Below are 20,449 nucleotides of genomic sequence, written 5' to 3' on the forward strand. Positions count from 1 at the left end.
GAGAGGAACCACACGGTCCGGGCGAAGGGCGAGTGCTGGGTGTGGGGTTTCAGGATCGTCGGCAACAGGGACGTTGCCGACGAAGCGTACAGGGATGTATTCACAGCGGTCCTGAAACCCCACACCCAGTACTCGCCCGCCACCGCGGGCAATTCAAAGCTACTCGAACCAGGCCGCAAACACCGCGCGTTCTTCGTCGGTCATGCCGGTCATGTTGCCGAGTGGCATATAGCCACTGGCGACTGCGGCCTGAATTTTGGCTTTGGTTTGTTCGACCTGCTCGTGATTATCGAAGGCAAAACCCGCCGGCGGTGCAGAGAAGCCCGGTTGCGCTGGGCTTTGGGAATGGCAGTTTGCACAATGGCGTTCGACCAATGTGAACAACTCTTCTCCCTGGGAGGACTCTTCAGCAGCCGGCGCTTCAACTTCTGCAGGCATCACTTCTGCGGTATCCCCTTGCTCTGCTTCGACCGGCTCTTCCGTAACCTGCTCCACTTGCACCGACTCCGACTGAACAACTTCCGCATCTTCAACCGGCTCCACTTTTTCCACAGGCTGAATCTGCTCCACCTCAACCACTGCCGGGTTCGGCGCCGCCTGCGGAGACACAATCCAGAAAGCCACCATAATCAGCGCAACACCGGCCGCTGGGTACGCCGGCTTGATCTGGCCGGAGTGCATCAACACAAAGAACTGACGGATCAACGCGCCCGCGAAAATAAACAGCGTCATGATTACCCACGCAAATTCATGTGTATAAGTGAAGGCATAGTGGTTGCTGATCATCAGCAGCACCACAGGCAGGGTGAAATAAGTGTTGTGCACGGAGCGCTGCTTGCCGCGCTTGCCGTCGATAGGATTCGGCTCTTTGCCTTCTTTCATGGCATTCACCATGCGGCGCTGGCCGGGGATGATCCAGAAGAAGACGTTGGCGGACATGGCGGTGGCCATGACGGCGCCGGTCATCAGGAAGGCGGCGCGGCCGGCGAACAGTTGGGTGCTGACGTAGGCGACGACGATCATGAGTACACCGACGGCGATACTCAGCAGGCCATCCCGTTCCATGTTGGGGCTGATGCGTTTGCACAGTTCGTTGTAGATGATCCAGCCGGAGAGCAGGAAGCCGATGGCGACGACGTTGGCTTGCCAGCCGGTGAGTGCGGCGGCCCAGGCCCAGTCGCTTTGGGTATTGATGAGGTAGAAGGCGGGATTGGTCATATACAGCAATATGAACAGGGCGAAGCCGGAGAGCCAGGTGGTGTAGGATTTCCAGAAGGACCAGTGGAGGTCGTCGGGGAGTTTTTCGGGGCTGGTTGCGTATTTCTGGTTGTGATAGAAACCACCGCCGTGCACGGCCCACATTTCACCGAAGACGCCTTTTTTACGGCAGACTTCGTTTTCCGGTTTTTTGAGTCCGTTGTCGAGCATGACGAAATAAATCGATTCGCCAATCCAGGCGATGGCGGCAATCACGTGCAACCAACGCAACATAAAGTTTGCAAATTCCAGGATAAAAGTTTCCATAGCCCGTTCTCTTTCTCGCTTATTGTTTTTCGGGGTGAGAAAAACACTTCCTCATCCCGCGGGCCCACCCTCTCCGTTTAAGCAGGTCCTGTGGCGGGCAGGCACCGGGTATCGGTTTTCAAAACCACTGTGAACCCATCCCTGGGCGTTGCGGCGGCGACGTCCTGTCGCCGACGCTTTTGAAAACCGATCCCCGGTACCTACCCTTCGCGTCTGGCATTCGGCTTCGTTAGCAAGCCGAAAATCAACAACTCCCCTAACGTCTGATCAACTACCCCGGTAAGTGGAATAGCTGTAAGGGGAAACCAGCAGCGGCACATGGAAGTGCTGGGAGGAATCAGAAACCCCAAATCGCAGCGGGATCACATCCAGAAAGCGCGGCTCGCCGTTGCGGTTGCCCTGGCGGCGCAGGTATTCGCCGGCGTGGAATACGAGTTCGTATTCACCCACCAGAAACTCTTCCCCTTCCAGAATCGGGCCATCGCAGCGGCCGTCGTCGTTGGTGACCACTTCTTTCAGCCAGGTGCGGTTGCCACCGGCGAGGCGGTAGACCTCGACGCGGATCCCCTGCCCCGGCAAGCCGCGGGCGGTGTCCAGTACGTGGGTTGTCAGGCGTCCCATCGTTTTCTCCTGTGTTCTTCTGTTCTCTCAGATTCTTTCGGCACCCGGCTTCCAGAGGATTCCGGGGCTTCTGTTTGTTGTGGATTTATTTTTACACCAAATATGGATACATATTCAAACACTTTATGTATACAATTTGATTTTATAAGTGAATACATTAATCTGGCGATACAAATAAATGACCGGGAGAGAAAACAATGACAGAGACGACAACCGCAAACCGCCTGGCACCAGCACCGGCCACTCAGAGCTGTGAGGATTTTGTTGCGCGGTTTGGGGATATCTACGAACACTCCCCGTGGATTGCGCAGAGAGCGTGGGATAAAGGGCTATCAGACGACCACTCCGATCCGCTGGTACTGGCAGAGGCGATGTCGCAGGAGCTGTGGGGAGCGAGCGAGGACGAGCAGATGGGCGTGATCTGTGCGCACCCGGATTTGGCAGGTAAGGCGGCGTTGGCAGGCGAACTTACTGACGACTCCACCAAGGAACAGGCAGGCGTAGGACTGGACCAGTGCACGCCAGAGGAACTGGCAAAGTTTGAGACGCTGAATAACGCCTATAAAGACCGCTTCCAATTCCCCTTCATCATGGCAGTAAAAGGAAGCAACCGCTTCCTGATCCTCGATGCCTTCGAAGTCCGTCTGAAAAACAGCATTGAAGAAGAGCGCAAAACCGCAATCGAACAGATCAATAAAATCGCACGCTTACGATTGGTGGACAGAGCACAATAGCCAGAAGCGAAGGACAGGTACTGGGGATCGGTTTTCAAAAGCGTCGGCGACAGGGACGTATTCACAGCGGTTTTGAAAACCGATACCCAGTGCCTGGCCGCCACAACACAACGAATATACGTACCACCGAACCACAAAAAAATGCCCGTGCATCACTGCCCGGGCATTTTTTATCGCGTGAACTCAGACGTTAGAAGTAAAACTTCACCAACGCACTTACCGCATTTTCGGTATCAATCGCGCGGCTACCGAACTTGTTGCGCCAGTAGGAATACTCGATACCCGCATACATCACGCCCGGCTTGTCGGTAAGGCTACCCACGTCCAGAGTCAACTGCGGGTTGATGTGGGTTTCCGCCGCCTGGGCGCCGCTCACACCGGAAGAGTAATCCGCGAATCCGTCGAACAGGAATTTTGCAGAGCCGATTTCAAAGGGAGCACCCCAGGTAACCGTCATCTGCCAATCGTTGGGATCGTCAAACGCGGTGTTGTTATCCACATAGTACACATTGGTATTGAAGTACTGCATGCCCGGCACATCCCAGCTTACACCCACACCCGCCAGGTAGTTATCCGCATCGGCACCGCCGCCGAATTCATAGGTACCCGCGAGCAGTACGTCTTTCACCGGACCAAACTTCAGCTCATTGCCGGTCAACCAGCTCATGCTCACACGCGGCGCAAATTCACCGTAGAGATCGTTTACACCGGTATCTTCATCCTCCACCTGGTAGCGGTCGATAAAGAAGAAGCTGTCGCCCCAGTTGTTTGCGGCGATGTTTTCAAAGGTAAATACGGTCGCATCTTCCTGAGCGCCGCCGAAAGTTTCGTACTGGCCGCTGTGTAACAGGGACAGGGTCGAAGTTCCGAAGAAGCGCTCGGCGTGGGCGGTGGGCGCCATGGCTGCGGCGATGGCGGTCACCAGGATAGATTTGGACAGGGTAGCTTTATTCAGAATGGTTTTGATTGATTTCACAACTCAGTCTCTCTGGTTATTTTTATTTCGCGCGTTTCATATGCGCATACAAAAATGTCGTCGACTGCACACTTCCAACAACAGTTATCAGGCTCTTTCCGGCCTTTCATTTATTCGTCGAAATGCTCATCTCGCGGACAGGACTCACCGGGCCGGGGCTCTACAGGTAGAGAAAGCTCCCGACGGTGAGTCCTTTCAATCGATTTCGTGTTTAAGACAGCTTACGAATAAGCGACTTACAAGAAGGCAAACTTGGCGATAAAGATGGCACTCAGCACATACAGGCTGACGGAGATCTTTTCGTGTTGGCCGGTGAACAGCTTCATGGCGGTGTAAGTCAGGAAGCCGAGGGCGATGCCGTTGGCGATGGAAAAGGTCAGCGGCATCATCACCACGGTGACGATTGCCGGGATGGTGTCGGTGTGATCCTTCCAGTTGATGTGCGCCATGCCACCCATCATCAGCATGGCCACGTAAATCAGCGCACCGGCGGTGGCGTAGACGGGGATCATGCCGGCGAGGGGTGCGAAGAACATGGCGAGCAGGAACAGTACACCCACGGTCACGGCAGTGAGACCGGTGCGACCACCGGCGGCGACACCGGAGGCACTTTCCACATAGCTGGTGACTGGCGGACAGCCGACAAAGGCGCCCATCACACTGGAGGTGGAATCCGCTTTCAAGGCGCGGGAAAGGTTTTTGATGCGGCCGTCATCATCCACAAGGTGCGCGCGGTGGGCAACGCCCATCAGGGTGCCGGCGGTGTCGAACATGTTGACGAACAGGAAGGCGAGAATGACGCTGATCATGCCGACGTTCATTGCGCCCTTGATGTCCATAGCCATCCAGGTGGGCGCCAGGCTCGGCGGTGTGGATACAAGCCCCTGGTATTCCACCAGGCCGAAGGCCCAGCCAATGGCAGTCACCCCCAGCATGCTGAACAGGATGGCGCCGAACATTTTGCGGTAGCTGAGAATGGCGATCAGCAGGAAACAGAGTGCGGCAAGCAGTGCAGATGGATTGCCGAAGCTGCCCATGGACAACAGGGTCGCCGGGTTATCCACAACAATGCCGGCGGTCTTGAGGCCGATCAGGCCGAGGAACAGGCCGACACCGGCGCCCATGGCAAAGCGCAGGCTCATGGGAATACTGTTCAGCAGCCACTCGCGTATCCGCGACAGGCTCATGATCATAAACAGCACGCCGGAGATAAACACGGCACCCAGGGCGATCTGCCAGCTGTAGCCCATCTCCCCGACCACGGTGTAGGTAAAGAAGGCGTTCAGGCCCATGCCCGGCGCCAGGCCTACGGGCCAGTTGGCGTAGAGGCCCATCAGGAAACAGGCGAGCGCTGCACCGATACAGGTGGCAACAAACGCCGCCCCGTGATCCACACCGGCCTGGGCCATGATATTGGGGTTCACGAAAATCACATACGCCATGGTGAAGAAGGTGGTGATACCGGCCACCAACTCTGTTTTCACCGAGGTTTTGTGTTCGCGAAGTTTAAAAATACGGTCTAAAAAACCGGTGCTCTCTGTATTCACTGAACTCTTTGCCGAACTCGTCTCCGAACTGGTGGACGGATTGAGTAAATGCTGGTCTTGCTTAAGCGTTTCCACAAGTGATCCTCTCATTATTGTTGTTTATTACCAGAGAGCGAACTTCTGTCTCAGGTAGGTGATGGCATTGCCCGCCTTTCCTGTGCCTTCTTACGACGCTTCCACGCTTTCTCCGACCGTTTCGGCGCCGACCTTTGTCACCCCTTTATACGCCAGGGGGCGTCCTTATATGGGCTTTATTTTTGACCTAAAGGTCAAGAAGTAAGGGCTGAATCGATAATAATCCTGTATACAACGATTGCAACAATATTTTCAGAGAGAGTACATCACTTGTTCACGAACAAACCATGCGTCATTTAACTTAACCAACAATGAACGGATCATCCGCATTTAAAACATATAATAGGGATGACCATTACGAACCATGCCGGTCAAATAGTAGCCACTCGTGTAATCCCCCACTCAAAACCGAACTTGTCGATACAAAAAAGGGGCCGCAGAGCCCCATAAAAAGTACAAACAACAAAGATAAATTGCGTGACTAAAAACTTACTTTTGGTGGCGACAGATCCCCGCGGCGTAGGTCGCTTTTACCGCGCGGTCGTCGCCGAGAATCATCAGCGCAAACAGCTTTTCCATCAGGCTGCCGGACTGGGCAATACGCCGGCCGATCAGCGGGGTGGCGTTGTAATCCAGCACCACAAAGTCCGCGTCCTTACCGGGCTGCAGGTTGCCGATACGGTCATCCAGATACAGGGAGCGGGCGCCGCCGAGGGTGGCCAGGTACAGGGCCTTGAACGGGTCGAGCTTTTTGCCCTGCAGCTGCATCACCTTGTAGGCCTCATTCAGGCTCTGCAATTGCGAGAAGCTGGTGCCGGCACCCACATCGGTGCCGAGCCCTACCCGTACGCCGTGCTCTTCCAGCTTGTCCAGATTCAGCAGGCCGCTGCCCAGGAACAGGTTGGAGGTGGGACAGAAGGACACCGCGGAGCCGGTCTCCCCCAGGCGTTTGCATTCGTCATCGCACAGGTGCACCCCGTGGGCAAACACCGAGCGCTCGCCGATCAGGCCGTGGTGGTCGTACACATCCAGGTAGCCCTTGCGCTCAGGGAACAGGGATTTCACCCACTCGATCTCCTGTTTGTTTTCAGAGATATGGGTGTGCATATACAGGCCCGGGTACTCCTGCAGCAGCTGGCCGGCGATGGCCAGTTGCTCGGGGGTACTTGTGGGCGCGAAGCGCGGGGTTACCGCGTAATGCAGGCGGCCCTTGCCGTGCCAGCGCTCGATCAGCTCCTTGCTGTCGGCGTAGCCGGTTTCGGCGGTGTCGCACAGGTACTCGGGGGCGTTGCGGTCCATCAGTACTTTGCCGGCGATCATGCGCAGGTCGAGCTTCTCTGCCTCGGTAAAGAAGGCGTCGATGGACTGTTTGTGCACGGTGCCGAACACCAGCGCGGTGGTGGTGCCATTGCGCAACAGCTCCTGGATAAACACCTGGGCGAGTTCGCTGGCATGGGCCGGGTCTTCGAATTTGCGCTCGGCGGGAAAGGTATAGGTCTCCAGCCATTCCAGCAGCTGTTCGCCGAAGGCGCCGATAATGTCGACCTGCGGGAAGTGGATGTGGGTGTCGATAAAGCCGGAGGTGATCAGGGCGTCGGTGTATCGGGTCAGCTCGGCGTCCGGGAATTTGCCCAGCAGGTCTTCGGCGTGGCCAACTTCGAGGACTTTGCCGTCCTCGACCACCAACAGGCCGTCTTCAAAATACTCGTAGGAAGCCTCGACGCCAACGTCACGGGGGTCGGCGATACTGTGGAGAATGGCGGATCGGAAGGCTTTGCGTTGGGACATGGTGACTCTCATCTGGCAATTATTTTTTCCTCGCCAGCGGTATCTCCCCTCCGCAGGCGGGAAAAAATTAAACCAGTGAGCCAACCGGCGTCAACAAAAACCTGATCAAATGGTCAGAAATTTACGTCATGCCGGACTTGATCCGGCATCCAGCTTCGTAGTACTGGATTCCGGGTCTAGCCCGGAATGACGGGAGCGGGGGTGCGTGGGTGGTTTGTGGCGCACTTACTTCGAATTTACGTCATGCCGGACTTGATCCGGCATCCAGCTTCGTAGCGCTGGATTCCGGGTCGAGCCCGGAATGACGATAGTGGCTTAGTCCCAGTCCAGGTCCACCTGTACCGACTCAAACGGCGGCACTTCCAGCCCGCAGCCGCGCAGCACCACATCAATCAGGAATTTGGCCGCGTGGTCGAAGTCTTCGCGGGTGTATTCCGCCTTGTTCTCGATCATCAGGATCTGGGTCTGGAAGTCGGCGTAGTGCTGGGTGGAAGACCAGATGAGGAGGATGAGCTGCACCGGGTCTACCGGCGCCATGCGCCCCTCGTCGATCCACTGCTGAATCACCCCGGAGCGGTCGCGAACCCAGTCGCGCATGCTGGTGCGCAGGTGTTCTTTCAGCACCGGCGCGCCCTGGATCACCTCCATGGCGAACAGCCGCGAGGCGAGCGGGTGGGTGCGGGACATTTCCACCTTGGCCTTGATAAACCGCGCCAGGGTCATGGCCGGGTCGTCTTCCGGTTTGATGGACTCCAGCATGGCGTTCCAGCGCCCGGTGATGGTGTCAAACAGGGCCGTGTACAGGCGCTCCTTGTTGCTGAAGTAGTAGAGCACATTGGACTTGGGCAGCTCGGCGCGCTCGGCGATACGCTGGATGGTGGTACCGCGGAAGCCGTTCAGGGCGAACTCTTCCTCCGCCGCAGCCAGAATCAGCTCGCGGTTGCGTACCCGGATTTTGCCGGGACGCTTTTTCCGAACGGTTTTCCCGGGCTCCGCGTCGTCGGGTGCCATATCCAGGGCGCGGGCCAGCTCTAGCTCTTCACTGCGATTGGACTCGGTATCGGGCGTGTTCTTTGGGCGGGGCATAGGGGACATTGTGATTGTTATTAACAGGCGGCCGACAATAGCCTAACTGCCGGGAGCTGGCAAAAGCGTTGTCGGCGTTCTGCCGCGTCACCACTTCCCACCCAGCCATCAAATTTCAGACGAAAACCCTCCATCCGGCCAAAAACATTTCCTAACCACCTGATCAGCTTTTCCGGGCGCCACAGCCAAATCCGCAGCAAAACCTGACCTTTTGATCAAATTATTACTTGTCCAAATGGTCAAGAAAATGTAAAACAAAAACTCGTCGCAGTACCGAAACGGAGTTTGGAGCGCTGCCGGCGAGCAAAGCGGAGAGAGAAAACCCGCCGGCACCTGCCTGTGAAGGTAACCGCCCAGGCAGGCCCGGCAACCACCATCGCAAAACCAATAAGCAAACGAATAATGCGGGGAAAACAGTGATCGAGTTCTATCTGAATGGTCGGCATCAGCAGCTGGCGAGCGTCGACCCCAACCTCACCGTACTGGAGTGGCTGCGCACCGAAGCGCGGCTCCCGGGCACCAAAGAAGGCTGCGCCTCCGGCGACTGCGGGGCCTGTACCGTGGCCATCGGCTCCATTGAATCGACAACAGCCACCGGCGAAGACCGCTTGCGTTACGACAGCGTCAACAGCTGCATCGCCTTAGTTGGCAGCCTGCACGGCAAACACCTGATCACCGTGGACGGCCTGCAGACAGAACCGGCGCACCCGGTGCAGAAAGAAATGGTGGAATGCCACGGCGCCCAGTGCGGCTTCTGCACCCCGGGCATCATCATGTCCCTGTTCGCCCTGCACACCGAGAGCGCAGCCAACGGCAAGACTGCGGACGACGCGGCTCTGATGGAATCCCTTGGCGGCAACCTGTGCCGCTGTACCGGCTACCGCCCGATTGTGGAAGCAGGCCGCAAGGCCGCGGTGCAGGAGTGGCAGCCGGTTGAGACTGAGGTTGAGGGCACGGAACAACAACAGAATTCCACCGAGCTCGACCTGCGCGGCCCCGCCTGGCTGCAAAACCCGGAAATGATCGCGCAGCTCAAACAGGTGCAGCACAACCCCATTGCCGTCGCCACGGAAAACGGCCGCCGCTACGACGCGCCCACCACCCTGGAACAACTGCGCCAGCTGCGCGCGGAACACCCCCAGGCGCGCATGGTCGCCGGCGGTACCGATTTATCCCTGGAGATCACCCAGTTCCTGCGGGACCTGGACCACGTGATCGGGCTGAACAATATTCCCGAGCTGCAGGAAATCCGCGAGCAGCAAGACGGCCTCTATCTGGGCGCCGCTGCCAACTACCGCGCTGCGGAACACGCGCTCGCCAGCCGCTGGCCCCACTTCCACACCATGCTGGAACGCCTCGGTTCCAAACAGATCCGCAACCGCGGCACCGTGGGCGGCAACATCGGCAACGCCTCCCCCATCGGCGATATGCCTCCGGCGCTGATCGCGCTGGGCGCCGAGCTGGAACTGGACAGCACAGACGGCGTGCGCCGCCTGCCGCTGGAAGAGTTTTTCCTCGACTACAAAAAAACCGACCTGCGGGAAAACGAATTTATCCGCGGTGTGTGGATTCCCGCTTCCCAGCCCGATGAACAGCTGCTGATCTACAAAATTTCCAAGCGTCTGGACGATGATATTTCCGCAGTGCTCGCCGCCTTCTGGCTGAAGATCGACGGCGCCATTGTGGAAGACTGTCGCCTCGCCTTCGGCGGCATGGCCGCCATTCCCAAGCGCGCCGCCAATGCCGAAGCAGCGCTGCGCGGCCAGCCCTGGAACCTGAGTTCCGTGGTCGCCGCGGTAAAAGCACTCGCCGAAGACTTCGCGCCCATGACCGATGTGCGCGCCTCCGCGCAGTATCGCCAGCAGGTGGCCGGCAACCTGATTCGCCGCGCACTGCTCGACTCCGCGCGCAGCGACTTCAAACCCGTCAAACACCACACGGATAACAATGAAAAGCCATTGATGGTGACCGAATATGCGTAAACTCCCAGACGTCTCCCACTCGAACAGCAACTCCGAGAAAAACCCGGCCACCCATATCAATTCCGCCCGCGGTGTCGCCGGCAATTCCGCCATGCACGACAGCGCCTGGAAGCACGTGCGCGGTGAAGCCCGCTATATCGACGACCTGCCGGAACCGGAAGGCCTGTTGCACGCCGCCGTCGGCCACAGCAGCCACGCCCACGCCAGAATCAAATCTATGGACCTGTCGGCAGTGCGCGCCTTTCCCGGCGTCGTCGCCGTACTGACCGTGGACGATGTGCCCGGGCATATCGATATCGGCCCGGTGTTCCCCGGCGATCCGGTACTGGCCAACGGCCTGGTCGAGCATATCGGCCAGCCGCTGTTCGCCGTCGCCGCCACCAGCCTGCGCGCCGCGCGCCAGGCCGCACGCCTCGCCAAAGTGGAATACGAACCGCTGGATCACGCGGTCACCGTGCACGATGCGCTGAAAAAGCAATTGTTCGTGCGCCCGGATCACACCCAGCAGCGGGGCGATTATGAAAAAGCTTTGAAGGAAGCCCCGCACCGCTTGCAGGGTGAAATCAATGTGGGCGGCCAGGAACATTTTTATCTGGAAGGCCAGGCCTGCCTGGTGGAACCCACCGAAGACGCCGGCGTGCACGTGCACACCTCCAGCCAGCACCCCTCGGAAGTGCAGACGCTGGTAGCAGAAGTACTGAACCTGCCGATCCACGAAGTCACCGTGGAAGTGCGCCGTATGGGCGGCGGCTTCGGCGGCAAGGAAACCCAGGCCGCGCCGCTCGCCTGCGTCGCCGCCATGCTGGCCCGCCACACCGGCCGCGCGGTGAAATACCGCCTCGCCCGCTACGACGACATGGTGCAGACCGGCAAACGCCACGACTTCTACAACACCTACGACCTCGGCTTCGACGACGACGGCGTCCTGCAGGGCGCGGACATCATGGTCGCCGGCCGCTGCGGTTATTCCCCGGATCTGTCGGACGCCATCGTCGACCGTGCCATGTTCCATTCGGACAACGCCTACAGCCTGGGCCCGGCACGGGTCACCGGCCACCGCTGCAAAACCCACACGGTGTCCAACACCGCCTTCCGCGGTTTCGGCGGCCCCCAGGGGATGATGACCATCGAGATGGCCATGGACGATATCGCCCGCTACCTGCAACTGGACCCGCTGGATGTGCGCAAGCGCAACCTGTACCGCCCCGGGCGCGACACCACTCACTACGGTCAGGTGGTGGAGCAGCACGTACTCGCGGAGCTGATGGAAAAGCTCGAAACCAGTTCCGACTACCGCAAACGCCGGCAAGAAATCGCCGCGTTCAACCGCAGCAACCCGGTACTGAAACGGGGCATTTCCCTCACCCCGATCAAGTTCGGTATCTCCTTTACCGTGCAGCATCTGAACCAGGCCGGCGCGCTGGTGCATATCTACACCGACGGCAGCATCCTGGTGAACCACGGCGGCACCGAGATGGGTCAGGGCCTGTATATCAAGGTCGCGCAGGTAGTGGCCGCCGCCTTCCAGGTGGACCTCGACAAGATCAAGGTCACCTCCACCCGCACGGACAAGGTGCCCAACACCTCTCCCACTGCCGCGTCTTCCGGTTCCGACCTGAACGGCATGGCGGCGCTGGATGCCTGTGAAAAAATCAAAGCCAACCTGGCCGACTACGCCGCACAGAAATTCGGCGTGGACGCCAACGAAGTGCGCTTTGCCAACAACCAGATCATCGCCGGTGAACACGCGGTGGACTGGGCCGAGTTTGTACAGGGCGCCTACACCGCGCGCATTCCATTGTTCTCCAGCGGCTACTATCAGACCCCGAAAATTCACTACGACCGCAGCACCGGCCAGGGCCGCCCGTTCTATTACTACGCCAACGGCGCCGCCTGCTCGGAAGTGATCGTCGACACCCTCACCGGGGAATACCGCACCCTGCGCACGGACATCCTCCACGACGTGGGCCAGTCCCTGAACCCGGCCATCGACATCGGCCAGATCGAGGGCGCCTTTGTACAGGGGGCCGGCTGGCTCACCACCGAGGAACTGGTCTACGCCGACGACGGCCGCCTGCTCAGCAACGGCCCAGCCACCTACAAAATCCCCGCGGTGTCCGACGCGCCACTCGATTTCCGGGTCAACCTGCTGGAAAACAGCCCCAACAAAGAGGCCACCGTATTCCGCTCCAAGGCCGTGGGCGAACCGCCGTTTATGCTCGGCATGTCCGTGTGGTCCGCCCTGCGCGACGCCGTCGCCAGCGTCGCGGATTACCGGGTCTGTGTACCGCTGGATACCCCGGCCACTCCGGAGCGGGTACTGGACGCCGTCACCCGCACCCAGCAATGGATGGAAAACCAGACCGCGAGCAGCACCGCGGCCCCGGTTGAGGAGGGCGAACCCGCATGATGCAGCAACTCCCGTGGCACAAGGCCGTTGCCGACTGTGAACAACGCGGCGAACCCTATGTACTGGTCACAGTACTCGGGGTCACCGGCTCCGTACCGCGGGAGCCCGCCAGCAAAATGGTCATCACCGCCGGGGATACCTACGACACCATCGGCGGCGGCCACCTGGAATACAAAGTAATCGAGCGTGCCCGCGGGCGCCTCGACACCCGGGAATACGGTTTCGATCTCGCGCACTTTCCGTTGGGCGCCAGCCTCGGTCAGTGCTGCGGCGGCAGCGTCGCCGTATTGCTGGAAGCCCACGGTGGCAGCGATGCCCGGCTGGTGGTGTTCGGTGCCGGCCACGTCGCCCAGGCCATCATGACCATCGTCGGGCAACTGCCCTGGCAGGTGACCTGGGTGGACGCCCGCGCGGAGACCTTTCCACAGCAGATCCCCGCCAACGTCACGGTCCATCACACCGACGATCCGGCCGGCGACGCCCCCGAACTGTGCGAGAACGCCCACGTACTGATCCTCACCCACAACCACGCACTGGACTTTGACCTGTGCTGGAAACTGCTGGAACACCGCCGCCATGGAATAGCTGCGGCCTCGATCGGCCTGATCGGCTCACAGACCAAGGCGGTGCGTTTTCAGCAGCGGCTGCTGCAGCGGGGGTTCAGCGAGGAGGAGATCGGCAACATCCGCTGCCCCGTAGGGCGAACAGACGTGCCCGGCAAGCGCCCCATGGAAGTGGCGGTGTCGATCAGTGCGGAGATGATTGCGCTGGTGGCGGAGGCCACTGGCAGTGCAGACCGGCAACCCCGCCGCGGTCTGCCATGGAACCAGCTGCGGGACCTGAACAGCCCGCAACCCGAAGAAGCATTACGCGCGCAGGCGGGCTGACCCCGCCGCGCCGAACCCGTGTTCACTCAGGGGGCTACATGCTAGCCAATACCTACCCTGTCTTTGCGACCGGCCACTGGCCGGTCTTTTTTTGGTTTCGCTATTCCGGCAACAGATCAATCGCGGTCAGCTCGTGCCCGGAAATATACAGCACCCCTTCATCACTGAGGCTGAGATCGCCGGAGGCAGTGTAACTCCACACAGTCTCCTGGCTTTCCAGATCAATGGCAAAGGTCGTGGTACCGCCTCCAACGAACACATGGGTTCTGGTGATCACAATGTTGGAAGTCAGAGACTCACTGGCCTCGTAACTCCACAAGGTATCTCCGGTAGGTTCATCAATGACCTTCAAAATGCCGGACTCGAGGGCAAAAATCTGCCCCAGGTGCGAAGACGGTTGCCCGACATAGCTGCCGGAACGCTCCCACAGGATCGCTCTCTGCTCCAGATCAAATACCACCAGAGTACCCTGCTGAATCGCCACCGAGTTCCCCAGCCCGGTCAGCACGGTCGCCATATCTACGTCGTAACCACGCCAATTAAAATTGGGGAAGTCGATGGTGTAGGCAAGCTCCCCCGTCACCCGGTCATATGCAGCAAAGTCGGTAATAAATGCGTAGACGTAGTCGTCATCTACCGCCGGTGTAAACCCATCGTATTGCGCAGTATTCGCAAACCAGTTTTGATCGCCGGTCTCCGCATTGTGGGAGTACATTCCCCCGTAATAGCCACCCGCCATATACAACTGGCCATCAAACGGCGTTGGAGCGAGATACCTGGACCATTGATTCGAATAGGACGTGGCGAAAGACAAGGCCCCGGTTTCCGCATCGACACCGCGAACAAAAGAATCCCCGTGCCCGCCGGTTTGGAAAAAGACCTGGCCATCATCGTAGGCCGGAGCATTCAGGCTACTGATATCGTCATAGGCTTTTTCCCACAGTAGCTCGCCAGTTTCCGCATTCAGACCGTAAATCCGCTGGTTGCTGTAATAACTACTGCTGGAAACAAACACCCGGCCATCGCCAGCGGCGGCGCCGTGCAGTTGCGGGGTATCCGGGAAGGCCTTGTTCCAGCGCAAGCTGAAATCACTTTCGTCCAGGTCCCAGGGGGTATAGCCGGTATGATCCGCGCCGCCCTGCGCGGTACCCCAGACGATCGGCCGCGGAAACTCTGTTTCATTTGATGGTGAAGTATGCGCAACGTACTCTTCCAGGTTGGAGAAAGTATCCGAGTCCAGATCTTCCGCAGCGTCTCCTGGAGCGTTGGGATCCAGTCCTACGAGTAGCTCCCAGTCGTCCCGCATGATGTCGCCATCACTGTCCCGCAACAGCGGAGAGGTATCGTGAATCGCGTACTCATCAAAATCACTCAGCGTATCGCCGTCGGTATCAGAAAGCACTGGGGAGCTGCCGATCACCGCCTCTTCGAGATTCGTCAGGCCATCGTCATCCGCATCCGCTGCGGCATCATCTGACCTGAACGTCCAGGCCATAGGTGATTTCGTACAGGTCATCCATACCATCCATATCGGAGTCACTGGCCAATGGGTCGGAACCGTACACCTCTACCTCTTCCAGGTCCGTAAGGCCATCGCCATCGGAATCCATCAGGGTCGGATCCGTGCCTGCGGCGACCTCTTCGCCATCATTCAGGCCGTCACCGTCTGAATCCGGATTCAGAGGATCTGTACCGCGTACCAGCACCTCGTCACCATCATTGACGGAATCTTCATCCGTGTCCGTTTTGTTTGCGCGGGTACCCAGCACAAACTCTTCTGCGGCGGTGAGATTGTCGAGGTCATAGTCCGAGTTCGCGTCACTGGCGTCGTGGGGATCGAGGCCATTGCCGGCCTCCCACCAATCGGGAAGACCGTCGTCGTCGCTATCCAGGTGCGGCGTAAAATCAATAAACGCTGCATAAACGGACAGGTTAACAGCACTATTCAGATTGGTATCCGCCATCACCAGATCATTAAACCGGGATGACAACAGCAGGTCGCCATTCGGGCGCAGGGAGATATCGTAAAAACTGCCACCGATATCCAGGCTGGCCTGTTCAACACCGGATTGATCGTACTTGGTGACTTGACCATTCCAATCGGCAACAAAGAACTCACCAGCCGCATTGACCGCAACGCTTCTGCCACTGTTCACGGTAATTTCTGCCAGTAGCCCCATGGTGTCCGGATCATATTTATCGATGGCACCACCGCTAAATGCGTAAAGGTATCCATCCTCCCCTACGGTCAGGTCGATATAACCCTTACCACTCACAAATTCGACCGAGCCATCACCGAGATCAAATACCACTATGCCCTGATTGGGGCTGCCAGAGGTCGACATGTTGGTGACAAATACGCGCTCACCAATAGCGTCGATACCGCCATAACTGCCATTGTTGATGGTCGACCAACCGGGCGCCGAGTAATGCGCCCACTCATGCAGGTGCGGGGCGTAGATACTGAGAACCGGCTCGAAGGTGCCATTGAATACGGCAACTCGCCCGTCTTCCAACGTGGCCAGGTCGCGAGCGTATCCCGTGTACTCCTCATTCCCGGCAACCTCGACTTCTTTCTGCAGGTTTCTTTCAAAATCGTAGAACTGGATTCTGTTGCCGTTCGAGGCAACAAAACTCGTACCCATTTCAAAAACATTTTTCAGTGGCTCAACAACAAAGTTATCAAGGTATACCGAACAACTTGCACCAGTGCCCTGAATAGAAATGCTCAGTTCATTTTTACCACCCGCCATCAATACAGTCTGGGTATTCCAGGCAGTCTGCGGCGGATTCCCGGCATAGACCAGCTCGCCATTTACACGAACCGATACGTCTTTGCTGTAGTAGTTGTAACAATCCGACACCAGATCAAAAGAAAGCTCGGCAGGTGAAAAGTTTCGCTGCCAGGTGATGTTGGCACTGCCATCTAGTACCAGCGCATGGCTACCATGGCTCGCCTGGTCGGTTGTGACCGCCACCTCATCGGGCGCCGATGCCACCACAAACTCTTCAGGAATGCGGCCGTCTTCAAACGAGAAATACGCGTTCGATACGCTGGCCGGCACTGAGCCGGCCTCGGCCGCATCGGTGCCATTGATATACTCGATGTAGTTGGCGTACCCATCACCGTCCAGATCCTCTGCCATATCGCCCGCGCTGTTGGGGTCCAGGCCGGCAGCCAGCTCCCACGCATCCGGCATCAGGTCGCCATCAGAATCTTTTTCACTCGGGTTGGTTTCATGAACAAAAACCTCATCCCCGTCATTCAGACCATCGCCGTCAGAGTCTGCTTCGGTGGCAGAGGTGGAGGCGATAAACTCCTCCAGGTTACTCAGGCCGTCGCCATCGAGATCCTGGTCAGCATCCGAGGCATCGTCGTCATCCAGCCCAAACTGGAACTCCCACCAGTAGGGAATACCATCTTCATCCGCGTCGCCAAATAGTGGAATTTTCCGGAACGACATGCCGGTTCCGGCATCGGGCTCCAGATAGACAAGACCTTCGTCGTACTGCAGCACCTGTCGGCCATCAAGTGTCCCCAGATCCATACTGAACAAGGGCTTGCTCAGCTGTGCGTCGTAGGCAGCCAGCCACAGGTTGTCCTCGATCTGGAACAGTACTGTCGATATCGTATTCCACCAGAATGCATCGCGGGGATAGAACTCGCTGCTGAGCGCAGGCCAGGATTCCGACAACGGCAATTGTTGGCTGTACGGGGTGCCCTGCATATCACGCACCACCGTATCTCCCCCCACTAGAATACGACCTGCATCCGGAGATACTGCGACAAACGCTGGCAGCTCTGGGGGGGCAAACCTGAACGTCCGGGTGTAACCCAGGTACCCTGTTTCCGGGCTTATCGCACCACTACGTAACTGCCCGTCGTAGCTATTTTCATTCCAGTAGAGACGATCGGTTTCGGCGTGATACTCGAGATCGACCGAGTCGTTGTAGATCTGAAAATAATTGAGGCGATCGAAATCAGAGCTCAACACATTGAATTTTCGGTACCCGGAGTTGGTGGTTTCCGCGACCAGCAGGTGCGGCCCGGCATTAACCAGGTCGACATCACGACCCGCCACCTGGAGCAGCCGCTCCGACTGCAGTGGTTGAACACTGGAAATGCGGTGCGCAACCCCGGCATCATCGGCGACCAGCAAATTTCCGTTATCTGTTACCGCAATGGATACCGCCTGTGCTCCGGTCAACTCACGCGCAAGCAGGATCGGGTTCAGGTTTTCTTCCTGCATCAGATCCCATCGATAAATGATCTGCTCGCTCACCGACAGGGCATAAACAATGTTGTCGTGCAGAACAGATTTTTCCACCTCACCGATCACAACGGCATTTGTAACATCGCATACCGTGCCGTTTCCTTCCGAGACCTCCTGGCAGGCGGAATCTTCAGGGTAAGCATCCAGAGTGAGCCCGGTGGTGGAGTCTGTCTCACTGTAGCCAGCATTCCAGCTGTCCGGCCAACCATCACCATCGGAATCCAGCGACGCCGCCGGATCCGTTGGGAAATGGTCATCGACATTTTCTACACCATCGTCATCCAGGTCGCGGTCAGTTCCAAATGTATGAAAATGGAACTGTCCGGAAGCCTCGCGAGTCACCAGGAAGTACTCGTTTTCCCGCGCCATCAATGCGCTGGTAGCGCCCACAAAACTCTGCGTCTCGTACAGTTCACCGTTGCGGGTGTAAGCTTTCACGCTTGTCGCGCCTTGAGCGTTGGTACCTGCCGTGACCAGATCATGGCCGTCATACTCGGCGCGATCAAACGGCAGCAGATCGAATTCGGAGCGGTCCTGACTATCGGCCTTAAATTGCACACCCGAGCCTGTCAGTACCCGGTTGACATTGTCGAGCACCAACACCTGCCCATCCGGGTAATAATCGTTGTCGTAAGGGTAGTAATAGTCGTAATTGAACTGACCGTTACTCTGATTGATATCGAGATAAGCCAGGCGAGAGGCCGAAGAAGTACCAGTGCGGAAAAAGAGTCGCCCAAGCGAGTCAGACCAGTCGGCAGAGAGGAAATTATTTTCATAATCCCGCTGGTACATAAGCTGGCCGCTGCTGGCCAGAGTCAGGTGAGTGGTTCCCTTATCATCATCCGCGGCGACAAAGAGGTAGTCACCCGCCGCAGCGAGGTTCAGCACAGGAAAGCCGATATTGGTGAGTAACCGCAGGCTACTGCCATCCAGGTAACGAATGGCGCCATCCGGGTAGGCAATGTAGGTGCGCGTATGTCCCTCGTGTACCAATACCGATGTGGGCATTACGTCGTCCACGGCGAGCACGATCTTCTCTTCAATGCCCTGTGATTCCGGCACGTACCGGAACAGGGTCAACTCGGCCTCAGTGCTCGCGACCAGCAGGACACTGCCGTCCTCCCCCGCGATACTCTGGTCAATTTCATAGGCTGAAAGGGCGGTCAGATAGCACTCGCCACCATTGCCGTGTTCCTCAACGCTACAATTTCCATCCGTTGGATAGGCGTCACCGTTATCGCCGACACCATCGCTGTCGCTGTCCAGGGTTTCCGAGGGATCCAGAGGGAAGGCATCCGCGATATTGAGAACACCATCGCCGTCGATATCTTCGTCAATCTCATCCGGTCTTCCGTCGGCATCCATATCCGGACCGAGCGCCGCCAGTACGATCGGTGAAGGGGCATTTTCCAACGCCACAGTATCGGCCCCAGGCGCCGTTTCAGCCGCTTCCATCAGGAGTAGCTGCGCGGTTTCACCCGCAAGATAATCCTCTGCGCCCTCGCCGCGTACGGCCCCCGTTCCCGGAATAATCAGCTCGCCAATCACCTGGCGTGCGGCCACTTCAAACACCTGCTGGCTACCTTCGATAAAGTCGGCGGCCGTCAGCGAGGTGAGGCCATCGTACTGACCGTCCAGCAGGTCCGCCGCCATCAGTTCCAGTACTCGGGAAACCGGCTGCCCCAGCTCCAGCGAGACCTGCCAGATCAGCGCAACCTGAGCTTCCAGTGCAGTACGGTAGTCAAGCAGCGCCTCCGTAGCGGCTTTGGTCTCAATAACAAGAGGTTCCTGCCTGAACAGGTCCACACCCTGCAACAGACCAAATCCGAGCTCAGAGCCCACCGTTGCAGAATAGCGATCAACTAGTTCGTCGAATTGTGCAGCGCTCTCGGCACCACCATTGAGGCGCAGCATTTCCACCACCAGGGTGGTACTGACGGTGGCGTAGACAGGCTCCCCGCTTTCCAGCGCGTCGCTCAGAGCAAGGGTGGCCAGTGTCGTCACAACCGGCGCCTCGCCGGTGGAAATGTCGACGGTGTCTGTATCGGCAGTTACTTCGACCAGATAATAGTCCGCGTCATCCAACTCGAACTCGATGCCCTCAAACGCACCCGCCGCCTCGGTGCTACCGTCTGCGAGCAACTCGCCTTTCAGAGACGCCCCGGTCAAAATCGAGTAAACACCGACCGCCGCGTTACTGAGGGGGCCCTTGACCGCATGGCCATCGAGCACAACGGGCTCAACGGAGGCGGGCGGGGGATTCGGGTTTGGATCCGATGGGCCACCCGATGAACCGTCACCGCCTCCACCACCGCCACAGGCGGCCAGTGCGGTTACCGACAGAAGGAACAGACCCCGGGAAATGATATTTATTGTTTTAGTCGACATTTTGAAAGCCAAGTGAACATTTTTTATGCAAAAGGACTCCAAAACCATCAACTCTGGCGCGGAGTTCCCCAACTTTTCTGGGTATGTAAATTACGCAACTTGACACGCCTGTTCAATTACACGCGATTACACTCGCCCCCATCGAATTCGAATAGCT

The 20,449-nt window shown here is 58.1% G+C and carries 12 protein-coding genes; 4 read left to right on the forward strand and 8 right to left on the reverse strand.

Features of this window, described 5'->3' with window-relative positions; translation table 11 throughout:
• Positions 1–159: 159 nt before the first annotated feature.
• Both ACYX4K_RS11255 and uraH read right to left on the reverse strand, forming a co-directional pair.
• A complete protein-coding gene (locus ACYX4K_RS11255; protein ID WP_475092032.1) occupies positions 160–1,524 on the reverse strand; it encodes a urate hydroxylase PuuD in 1,365 nt (454 codons plus the stop codon).
• Positions 1,525–1,791: 267 nt separating this feature from the next.
• On the reverse strand, positions 1,792–2,145 hold the full coding sequence (gene uraH, locus ACYX4K_RS11260; RefSeq protein WP_105103433.1) for a hydroxyisourate hydrolase: 354 nt from the start codon (positions 2,143–2,145) through the stop codon (positions 1,792–1,794).
• A gap of 197 nt (positions 2,146–2,342) precedes the next feature.
• Here uraH and uraD point away from each other — a divergent pair, with 197 nt between their 5' ends.
• Positions 2,343–2,879, forward strand: a complete 537-nt coding sequence (uraD, locus tag ACYX4K_RS11265; RefSeq protein ID WP_475092031.1) for a 2-oxo-4-hydroxy-4-carboxy-5-ureidoimidazoline decarboxylase — start codon at positions 2,343–2,345, stop codon at positions 2,877–2,879.
• Between the two features lie 190 nt (positions 2,880–3,069).
• Here uraD and ACYX4K_RS11270 read toward each other — a convergent pair whose 3' ends face one another.
• The 4 genes from ACYX4K_RS11270 to ACYX4K_RS11285 all read right to left on the reverse strand — a co-directional run bounded on the left by ACYX4K_RS11270 (position 3,070) and on the right by ACYX4K_RS11285 (position 8,351).
• Complete coding sequence (locus ACYX4K_RS11270; protein ID WP_475092030.1) at positions 3,070–3,855, reverse strand: outer membrane protein OmpK; 786 nt, start codon at positions 3,853–3,855, stop codon at positions 3,070–3,072.
• 236 nt (positions 3,856–4,091) lie between these two features.
• Positions 4,092–5,339 (reverse strand): NCS2 family permease, encoded by a 1,248-nt coding sequence (locus tag ACYX4K_RS11275; protein ID WP_475092029.1) that lies wholly within the window; start codon positions 5,337–5,339, stop codon positions 4,092–4,094.
• Between the two features lie 627 nt (positions 5,340–5,966).
• Positions 5,967–7,265, reverse strand: coding sequence for a guanine deaminase (gene guaD / locus ACYX4K_RS11280; RefSeq protein ID WP_475092028.1), 1,299 nt, complete (start codon positions 7,263–7,265; stop codon positions 5,967–5,969).
• A gap of 315 nt (positions 7,266–7,580) precedes the next feature.
• Positions 7,581–8,351 (reverse strand): TetR family transcriptional regulator C-terminal domain-containing protein, encoded by a 771-nt coding sequence (locus ACYX4K_RS11285; RefSeq protein WP_475092027.1) that lies wholly within the window; start codon positions 8,349–8,351, stop codon positions 7,581–7,583.
• Positions 8,352–8,767: 416 nt separating this feature from the next.
• Between ACYX4K_RS11285 and xdhA the strand changes: the two genes are divergently transcribed.
• The 3 genes from xdhA to xdhC are packed head-to-tail and all read left to right on the forward strand — an operon-like array spanning position 8,768 to position 13,630.
• Positions 8,768–10,333, forward strand: coding sequence for a xanthine dehydrogenase small subunit (gene xdhA, locus ACYX4K_RS11290; RefSeq protein WP_475092026.1), 1,566 nt, complete (start codon positions 8,768–8,770; stop codon positions 10,331–10,333).
• Positions 10,326–12,743 carry a xanthine dehydrogenase molybdopterin binding subunit gene (gene xdhB, locus ACYX4K_RS11295; RefSeq protein WP_475092025.1) on the forward strand — a complete coding sequence of 806 codons (2,418 nt, stop codon included), beginning with the start codon at positions 10,326–10,328 and terminating at the stop codon, positions 12,741–12,743. The genes xdhA and xdhB overlap by 8 nt, the downstream gene beginning before the upstream one ends.
• On the forward strand, positions 12,740–13,630 hold the full coding sequence (gene xdhC, locus ACYX4K_RS11300) for a xanthine dehydrogenase accessory protein XdhC (RefSeq protein ID WP_475092024.1): 891 nt from the start codon (positions 12,740–12,742) through the stop codon (positions 13,628–13,630). The genes xdhB and xdhC overlap by 4 nt, the downstream gene beginning before the upstream one ends.
• Before the next feature lie 100 nt (positions 13,631–13,730).
• Here the strand turns inward: xdhC and ACYX4K_RS11305 are convergent, their stop codons facing one another.
• Positions 13,731–15,125, reverse strand: a complete 1,395-nt coding sequence (locus ACYX4K_RS11305; protein WP_476178696.1) for an outer membrane protein assembly factor BamB family protein — start codon at positions 15,123–15,125, stop codon at positions 13,731–13,733.
• Positions 15,100–20,292: a YncE family protein gene (locus ACYX4K_RS11310; RefSeq protein ID WP_476178697.1), complete on the reverse strand. Its 5,193-nt coding sequence runs from the start codon at positions 20,290–20,292 to the stop codon at positions 15,100–15,102. The genes ACYX4K_RS11305 and ACYX4K_RS11310 overlap by 26 nt, the downstream gene beginning before the upstream one ends.
• Positions 20,293–20,449: the final 157 nt, after the last annotated feature.

Source organism: Microbulbifer sp. ABF4_107 (genome assembly GCF_056312215.1).

Coding starts and splice junctions, on each gene's coding strand:
- ACYX4K_RS11305 (WP_476178696.1), bottom strand. CDS start 15,125: ATGGCCTGGACGTTCAGGTCAGATGATGCCGCAGCGGATGCGGATGAC.
- guaD (WP_475092028.1), bottom strand. CDS start 7,265: ATGTCCCAACGCAAAGCCTTCCGATCCGCCATTCTCCACAGTATCGCC.
- uraD (WP_475092031.1), top strand. CDS start 2,343: ATGACAGAGACGACAACCGCAAACCGCCTGGCACCAGCACCGGCCACT.
- ACYX4K_RS11255 (WP_475092032.1), bottom strand. CDS start 1,524: ATGGAAACTTTTATCCTGGAATTTGCAAACTTTATGTTGCGTTGGTTG.
- xdhC (WP_475092024.1), top strand. CDS start 12,740: ATGATGCAGCAACTCCCGTGGCACAAGGCCGTTGCCGACTGTGAACAA.
- xdhB (WP_475092025.1), top strand. CDS start 10,326: ATGCGTAAACTCCCAGACGTCTCCCACTCGAACAGCAACTCCGAGAAA.
- uraH (WP_105103433.1), bottom strand. CDS start 2,145: ATGGGACGCCTGACAACCCACGTACTGGACACCGCCCGCGGCTTGCCG.
- ACYX4K_RS11310 (WP_476178697.1), bottom strand. CDS start 20,292: ATGTCGACTAAAACAATAAATATCATTTCCCGGGGTCTGTTCCTTCTG.
- ACYX4K_RS11285 (WP_475092027.1), bottom strand. CDS start 8,351: ATGCCCCGCCCAAAGAACACGCCCGATACCGAGTCCAATCGCAGTGAA.